Here is a 6,879-nt window from a genome sequence, read left to right on the forward strand (position 1 = left end):
GGGCCGGACCTCCCCGCGCCGGACGTCCACGAGCCCCCGCTTCGGCCCGCCGGCCCCGGTGACCTCCGCGCAGACCGGACGGCACGGATGAGCGACGACACGCCCGAAGCGCACCGGGCGCCCCGCCGGGCGGACCCCGAACCGGCCGTCGTCCGCGAAGGCCTGCTGCTGATCGACGCCGACCGGCACCTGCTGTACGCCAACGACGAGGCCCGCCGACTGCTCGAACTGCCCACCGACTGCGAGAGCCGCCCCGTACGCGCCCTCCGCCTCCCCGACGAACTGCTCACCCTGCTGGACGGCGGCGCGGACCTCACCGACACGCGCATCACCGCGCACGGCCGCACCCTCGGCCTCGACCTGCGCCACACCGACCGGGCCGGCGGCCCGCCCTGCCTGCTGGCCACGCTGCGCGACACCGCCGCCCCCGCCAACCCGGACACCGCCCGCCGCCGCCTCGAACTGCTCTACCGGGCCGGCGGCTCCATCGGCACCACCCTCGACATCACCCGCACCTGCGAGGAACTCGCCGCCGCACTCGTCCCCGCCTTCGCCGACTTCGCCTGCGTCGACCTCTGCGAGGGCGTCCTGGACGGCGGTGAACCCCGCCCCGGCCGGCACGGGGCGCTGCACCGGGCCGCACTCGCCGGCATCACCGCCCGGCCCCCGCTGCTCCTTCCGGGCTCGGCCGTGCCGCTCGTCCCCGGCACCCCGCGCGCCCGGGCCGTCGCCACCTCCCGCTCCGTGGTCGAACCCGACCTGTCCGCAGCGCTCGACGTGTGGGACGAAGTCCGCCCCGGCACCGTCGACGCCATGCGCGACGAACAGGTGCACACCCTGATCGCGGCGCCGCTCAGCGTCGGCGACACCCTGCTCGGCGTCGCCACCTTCTGGCGCGCCCGGCCCCGGCCCGCCTTCGACGACGAGGACGGCACCCTCGCCGAGGAACTCACCGCCCGCGCCGCCGTCCTGGTCGACAACGCCCGCCGCTACACCCGCGAACACACCATGGCCGTCGCGCTCCAGCACAGCCTGCTGCCCGCCGGCCTGCCCGAACAACAGGCCCTCGAAGTCGCCTCCCGCTACCTGCCCGCGCAGGCCGGCGTCGGCGGCGACTGGTTCGACGTGATCCCGCTCTCCGGCGCCCGGGTCGCCCTGGTGGTCGGCGACGTGGTCGGCCACGGCGTGCACGCCGCCGCCACCATGGGACGGCTGCGCACCGCCGTGCACACCTTCTCCTCGCTCGACCTGGCCCCCGCGGAACTGCTCGGCCACCTCGACGCCCTGGTCAACCGCCTCGACCAGGAGAACCCCCGCCCCGACGGCGGCGAACGCCCGATCACCGGCGCGACCTGCCTGTACGCCGTCTACGACCCCGTCACTCGGCGCTGCACCTTCGCCCGGGCCGGCCACCTGCCGCCCGCCATCGTGCACCCCGACGGCCACGTGGAGATCCCCGACCTGCCCGGCGGCCTCCCCCTCGGCGTCGGACAACTGCCGTACGAGACCGCCGAGTTGGAACTCCCCGAGGGCACCCGGCTGGTGCTGTACACCGACGGACTGGTGGAATCCCGGGCCCACGACCTCGACCACGGCATGAAACTGCTGCGCGCCGCACTCGCCCACCCCGGCCGCAGCCCCCGTCAGACCTGCGACGACCTGCTCGACGCGCTGCTGCCCGCCAGCCCCGCCGACGACATCGCCCTGCTGGTGGCCCGCACCCGGGCAGTGCCCGCCGACCACGTCGCCGACTGGGACGTCCCCGCCGACCCGGCCGCCGTCGCCCGGGTACGGGCCGCCGTCACCCGCCGGCTCGACGAGTGGGGCCTGACCGAGCAGGCGTTCGCCGCCGAACTCGTGCTCAGCGAACTGATCACCAACGCGATCCGGCACGCCAGCGGGCCGATCCGGGTCCGGCTGCTGCGCGACCGCGCGCTGATCTGCGAGGTCTGGGACGGCTCCGCGACCTCCCCGCACCTGCGGCACGCCACCGACACCGACGAAGGCGGGCGCGGCCTGTTCCTGGTCGCCCAGCTCGCCGAACGCTGGGGCACCCGCTACCCCACCAGCGGCAAGGTCATCTGGGCCGAACTGCCGATCGGCGCGCCCCCCGGTGGCGCCGCCGGTGGCGCCGAGCCCTCGATCACTCCTCGCACAGCTGCTTGAACAGCTCCAGATCGGTCCGCACCGCCTCCTCCACCGCCTTGCTCTGCGCGAACCCGCGCGGACCGCCGACCGCCTCCTTCAGCTCGTCCGGGTCGTACTCCAGGCGCACCTGCACCTGGGTGTGCGCGGCGTCCAGCGGGCGCAGCGCGAAAGTGCCGCGCAGCGGCGGGCCGTCCACGGTCTCCCAGCTCATCACCCGGCCCCGGCCGTGATCGGTCAGCTCCGCGTCCACCCGGTGCCGCTCACCGGCGATCTCCACGTCCAGATCCGCGTGCCGCCGCCCCCGCGCGGTGGCGTGCACCACCCCGCCGACGAACTGCGGATACTCCGCCACCCGGTGCAACTGCGACCACGCCGTCCCCATCGGGGCGGTCACCTCGATCTGCTCCTCCAACGTCCGCATCGCGCGCACCTCCGCATCCTCGACGCCCCCCTCCAGCCTGACAGGGACGCCCGCCGAGCGCCGACAGCACGGCGCCCCCCGACAGCACGCCGCCCCCGGCGGGCGGGAACCCGTCGGGGGCGGCGTGCTGTCGGGGGCGTCAGTCCTGCGGGAAGGTGCCCTCGAACGCGGCGGCCAGGCGCAGGTACGGCACCGCTTCGGCGTGACGGCCCTGGCGCTCCAGGACGCGGCCGAGGACGAGGTGCGCGTAGTGCTCCACCGGGTCGCGCTCGATCACCGCGCGCAGCTGCTCCTCGGCGCGGCGCAGCTGGGCGGAGTGGTAGTACGACCGGGCCAGCAGCAGCCGCGGGCCGACCTGCTCCGGGGCCTCCTCGACCAGCTCGGCGAGGATCCGGGCGGCGTCCGCGTACGCCTTGGAGTCGAAGAACAGCTGGGCGCGCGCCCAGCGTTCGGCGACCGTCCCCTGGTGGAGGCTCGCCTGCTCGGTGGGCAGGCCGGTGGTCCGCTGGCGGAAGTCGGTGGTCATGCCGTGCTCCTTGCCGTTCTCCGGTTCCTCTGCCGGACCTCCGTGGCCCGACAGGTGGTTGAACGTTCACCCATCGGCCGCTATTCCACGGGTGTCGGCTCGGCTCAGCCCTCCGCCGCCAGCTCCAGCAGCCGCAGCATGAACGGCACCGGCAGCGCCGGATTCGCCGCCGCCGCAACCGGCTGCGCGCCCGGCTCCAGCAGCCCCAGCAGCACGTCCAGCGGCAACCGCGGATCGCCCGCCGCCGCCCGCGCCACCGTCTCGTCCGCATCCTCCGCCAGCCGCGCCAGCACCTCCGGCGCCAGCTCCGGATCGCGCAGTGCCGCCAGCCGCAGCGCCGGCTCCGGCCGCTCCGCCCACCGCGCCAGCCCCGGCGCGGCGAACCGTTCCAGGCCCGGCAGCGAGGACGGGCCCAGCAGCTCCGCGTACACCGATCGCAGCAACTCGCCCGGCGCGTCCGTACAGTGCTCCGCCAGCGCCAGGCGCACCGTCAGCTCCGGGTCCCGCGCCAGCAGCGCCACCACCTCGCCCGGCAGCCGCTCCAGCGCCGCCACCGCGCGCCGCACCAGCGGATGCCCCGAGCGGGCCAGGCGCAGCAACTCCGCCGGATCCTCGGCCCTTTCGGCCACCCAGGGCAGCTCGGGCGGCGCCGCGTCCGGCACCTGGTAGACGACCGCGGAACGCTGCCGCTCGGTCAGATCCGGCCGCAGCGACACCGCGAGACGCACCGCCGCGTCCGGGTCGGCCGCCAGGGCCAGCGCCAGGTCCGTCGGCAACCGGGGATTGCCCGCCGCCGCCCGGCGGATCCGCGGGTCGTCGTCCAGCACCAGCCACTCGCCGAGCGCCCGCTCCAGGGCGGCCCCCGCCGCCGTCCGCTCCCGGCGCACCGGGTCGCTCTCCGCGATGTACCCCGCCAGCGTCACCGGCAGCGGACGCTCCACCCGCAGCGCGCGCTGCACCGCCGCCCGCACCGCCGGATCGCGGTCCGCGCGCAGCGCCGTGCGCACCCGGGCCGGCAACCGGGCCCAGCTGTCCGCCGCCACCGCCGCGGCCCGCACCAGCGGCGAATCGTCCTGCGCGAGGTGCACCAGCAGTTCCTCCGGCAGGCCCGCGCACCCCGGCACCCGGCGGCGGGTGTCCGGGTCGCGGTCGGCCGCCAGCGCCGCCAGTGTCCGCTCCGGCAGCAGCACCGAGTGCGCCGCCGACGCCGCGGCCCGGCGCACCCGGCGCTCGCGGTCCGCGGCCAGTGCCGCCAGCACCACCGGCGACAGCCCCGGACGCTCCGCCAGCGCCGCCCGGACCCGCCAGTGCGGGTGCCGCAGCGCCGCCTCCACCACGCGGCCCGGCAACTCCGGCCGCTGCGCCGGCCAGCTCGGGCCGTCGCCCTCGGCCATGCCGTCCAGCAACCGGCACAGCACCTCGGCCGGGGCCGCCGGGTTGGCCGCCAGACCGGCGCGCCACTCCCTTCCCGGCGGTGGGCCGGACAACGGTCGCCAGACGGTGGCCGGCTGATGGGCGCTCAGATCGAGCACGTGTAGTACCTCCCCCGGAACGGCAAACGTCACCGACCCTACCCGCGTGGTGGCGCTCCGTGCACGGGATCGGGCCACGCCCGCACCCCCGGATCGAAGGATGGGCGAAGTGCGTGCGTCCTGCGGCCTGTTGGGGCGGAGGGAGGCCCCGTGCGGCGGGGGTCGGTGGCACTCGGTGCCAGGTTGCGGAGGCGGCGGCTCGTCAGGTGCGGGGGACCAGGCGGAAGGTGAGCACCCGGCCGCCCTCCTCGCTGGTCACCAGCTGCACCCTGGCGCCGATCGGCACCGCGCCCGGCAGCCCGCCGAGCACCGACGCCTGCACGGTGAAGCCCTCGTCCAGCACGATCAGATACGGGCGCCCCAGGTGCGGGCCCCGGCGGGTCGGACGCAGCAGGCGCTGCACCGTCCCCTGCCCGGAGGCCACCGCCGGCTCCAGGTCGGCCGACCCGCACACCGGGCACAGCAGGCAGGTCACCGCGCTGGCCGAGTGGCACCAGCGGCAGCGGCGGTAGTGCAACTCGGTCTCGGCGTCCGGGCGTTCGGGCTGCTGCCGGAAGCCGGACGGGACGAAGTGCGGGCCGAGCGGGTCGGCGGTCGGGGTGGTGGTGGTCGGGGCCGTCGTCGGTGCGGCCGGGGCGAGCGTGAGGGTCATGGCCGTCTCCTTGGCTGAGCCGGTGTGCGCCGCCGTACCGCCGCCCGGGCGGGCGTGCGGTCGGGGCGGTCTGCCAGAAGGACGGTATGGCACTCAGTGCCCCGTGTAAAGGTACCGAGTGCCAGTCGGGTCATCGGATCATCGGTGTGACGAGTGAGGCCTGCGAGGACGCCCGGGGGAGCGCCCCGGGAGCCCGGTCACGGCTCCAGCGCCGCCTCGACGCCCTGCACCACCCGCCACATCGGGGTACCCCGGCGGGCCACCATGACGACCACCTCCTCGTCCTGCGACTCCGCCCGCCCCTCGGCCGCGCCGTCGCCCCAGGTGTCGATCACCAACTGCAGCGCCTCGTCCACCGCCGCGCCCACGTCGCCCTCGCCGCCCGAGCGCAGCCAGGCCCGCAGCGCGTAGTTGTGCGCCGCGACCACCGCCGCCGCGATCACGTCCGCGCGCAGCGCGCCGTCCGCCCGGGCCGCGTACCGGGTGCGCAGATGGCCCGCCAGGGTGCGCTCGTAGCGCCACACCACGGAGAGCTCATGGGTGCGCAAGTTCGGTACCTTCTTGGTCAGTTGATAGCGCCCCACGGAGAACGCCGGGTTCCCCGCGTACATCCGCAGCACCAGCCGGGCCGCGTCGCAGACCTGCCCCACCGGGTCGCCCGCGGGGTCGGCCTGCTCCAGGAACGCCGTCATGTCCGCCAGGCAGCCGTCGTGGTCCGGGAAGACCACCGCCTCCTTCGACGGGAAGTACCGGAAGAACGACCGCCGGCCGACCCCCGCGAGCGAGACGATGTCGTCGACCGTGGTCTGCTCGAAGCCCCGCTCCGAGAACAGCTCGAACGCCGCCTCCACCAGGGCGTCCCGCATCGTCGGCCGGGTCGCCGTGGTTCCGCCCTGCTCATGCACCTCGCTCATACCCCGGACGGTAGCACCGACCCGGACCGGAAGGCTGGGCGAGGCGATACTCAGTGTGCATAATCGGGGGTACTGAGTGCCATCACCGAGGAGACTGCCATGACCAAGGACTTCGACCTCTACCGGCTGAGCGAGGAGCACGAGATGCTCCGTGAGTCGGTGCGTTCGCTGGCCGAGGCGAAGATCGCCCCGTTCGCGGCGGCGGTGGACGAGGAGGGGCGGTTCCCTTCGGAGGCGCTGGAGGCGTTGCAGGCGAACGATCTGCACGCGGTGCACGTGCCGGAGGAGTACGGCGGTGCGGGGGCGGACGCGCTGGCGACGGTGATCGTGATCGAGGAGGTGGCGCGGGTGTGTGCGTCCTCCTCGCTGATTCCGGCGGTGAACAAGCTGGGTTCGCTGCCGGTGCAGCTGTCGGGTTCGGAGGAGCTGAAGGCGAAGTACCTGGGTGCGCTGGCCCGGGGCGAGGGCATGTTCTCGTACTGCCTGTCGGAGCCGGAGGCGGGCTCGGACGCGGCGGGTATGAAGACCCGGGCGGTGCGGGACGGGGACTTCTGGGTGCTCAACGGTGTGAAGCGGTGGATCACCAACGCGGGTGTGTCGGAGTTCTACACGGTGATGGCGGTGACGGATCCTTCGCTGCGGTCGAAGGGGATCTCGGCGTTCGTGGTGGAGAAGGGCGACGAGGG

Annotated in this window: 7 protein-coding genes; 2 read left to right on the forward strand and 5 right to left on the reverse strand. The window is 75.1% G+C overall.

The genetic code is table 11. The features are described 5' to 3' along the window. Positions 1 to 87: 87 nt before the first annotated feature. On the forward strand, positions 88 to 2,166 hold the full coding sequence (locus ACFV18_RS14970) for a SpoIIE family protein phosphatase (RefSeq protein WP_380483129.1): 2,079 nt from the start codon (positions 88 to 90) through the stop codon (positions 2,164 to 2,166). On the opposite strand, the gene ACFV18_RS14975 is transcribed toward ACFV18_RS14970, so the two are convergent. The 5 genes from ACFV18_RS14975 to ACFV18_RS14995 all read right to left on the reverse strand — a co-directional run bounded on the left by ACFV18_RS14975 (position 2,144) and on the right by ACFV18_RS14995 (position 6,193). Further along, complete coding sequence (locus ACFV18_RS14975; RefSeq protein WP_380483131.1) at positions 2,144 to 2,569, reverse strand: SRPBCC family protein; 426 nt, start codon at positions 2,567 to 2,569, stop codon at positions 2,144 to 2,146. The two genes, ACFV18_RS14970 and ACFV18_RS14975, sit on opposite strands and share 23 nt — an antisense overlap. A 139-nt stretch (positions 2,570 to 2,708) precedes the next feature. Continuing rightward, on the reverse strand, positions 2,709 to 3,095 hold the full coding sequence (locus ACFV18_RS14980; protein WP_380483133.1) for a tetratricopeptide repeat protein: 387 nt from the start codon (positions 3,093 to 3,095) through the stop codon (positions 2,709 to 2,711). Positions 3,096 to 3,199: 104 nt separating this feature from the next. Further along, the gene (locus ACFV18_RS14985) at positions 3,200 to 4,627 is read right to left on the reverse strand and encodes a hypothetical protein (protein ID WP_380483135.1); all 1,428 of its coding nucleotides are present in this window, start codon (positions 4,625 to 4,627) and stop codon (positions 3,200 to 3,202) included. Between the two features lie 202 nt (positions 4,628 to 4,829). Further along, positions 4,830 to 5,279, reverse strand: a complete 450-nt coding sequence (locus ACFV18_RS14990) for a Zn-ribbon domain-containing OB-fold protein (protein ID WP_380483137.1) — start codon at positions 5,277 to 5,279, stop codon at positions 4,830 to 4,832. Positions 5,280 to 5,476: 197 nt separating this feature from the next. Continuing rightward, the gene (locus ACFV18_RS14995; protein WP_380483139.1) at positions 5,477 to 6,193 is read right to left on the reverse strand and encodes a TetR family transcriptional regulator; all 717 of its coding nucleotides are present in this window, start codon (positions 6,191 to 6,193) and stop codon (positions 5,477 to 5,479) included. Between the two features lie 99 nt (positions 6,194 to 6,292). On the opposite strand from ACFV18_RS14995, the gene ACFV18_RS15000 reads away from it, so the two are divergent. Further along, positions 6,293 to 6,879 (forward strand): acyl-CoA dehydrogenase family protein (locus tag ACFV18_RS15000; protein ID WP_380483141.1); only part of this gene is annotated, 587 nt, incomplete at its 3' end.

Source organism: Kitasatospora sp. NPDC059673 (genome assembly GCF_042734215.1).
GTDB lineage: Bacteria > Actinomycetota > Actinomycetes > Streptomycetales > Streptomycetaceae > Kitasatospora.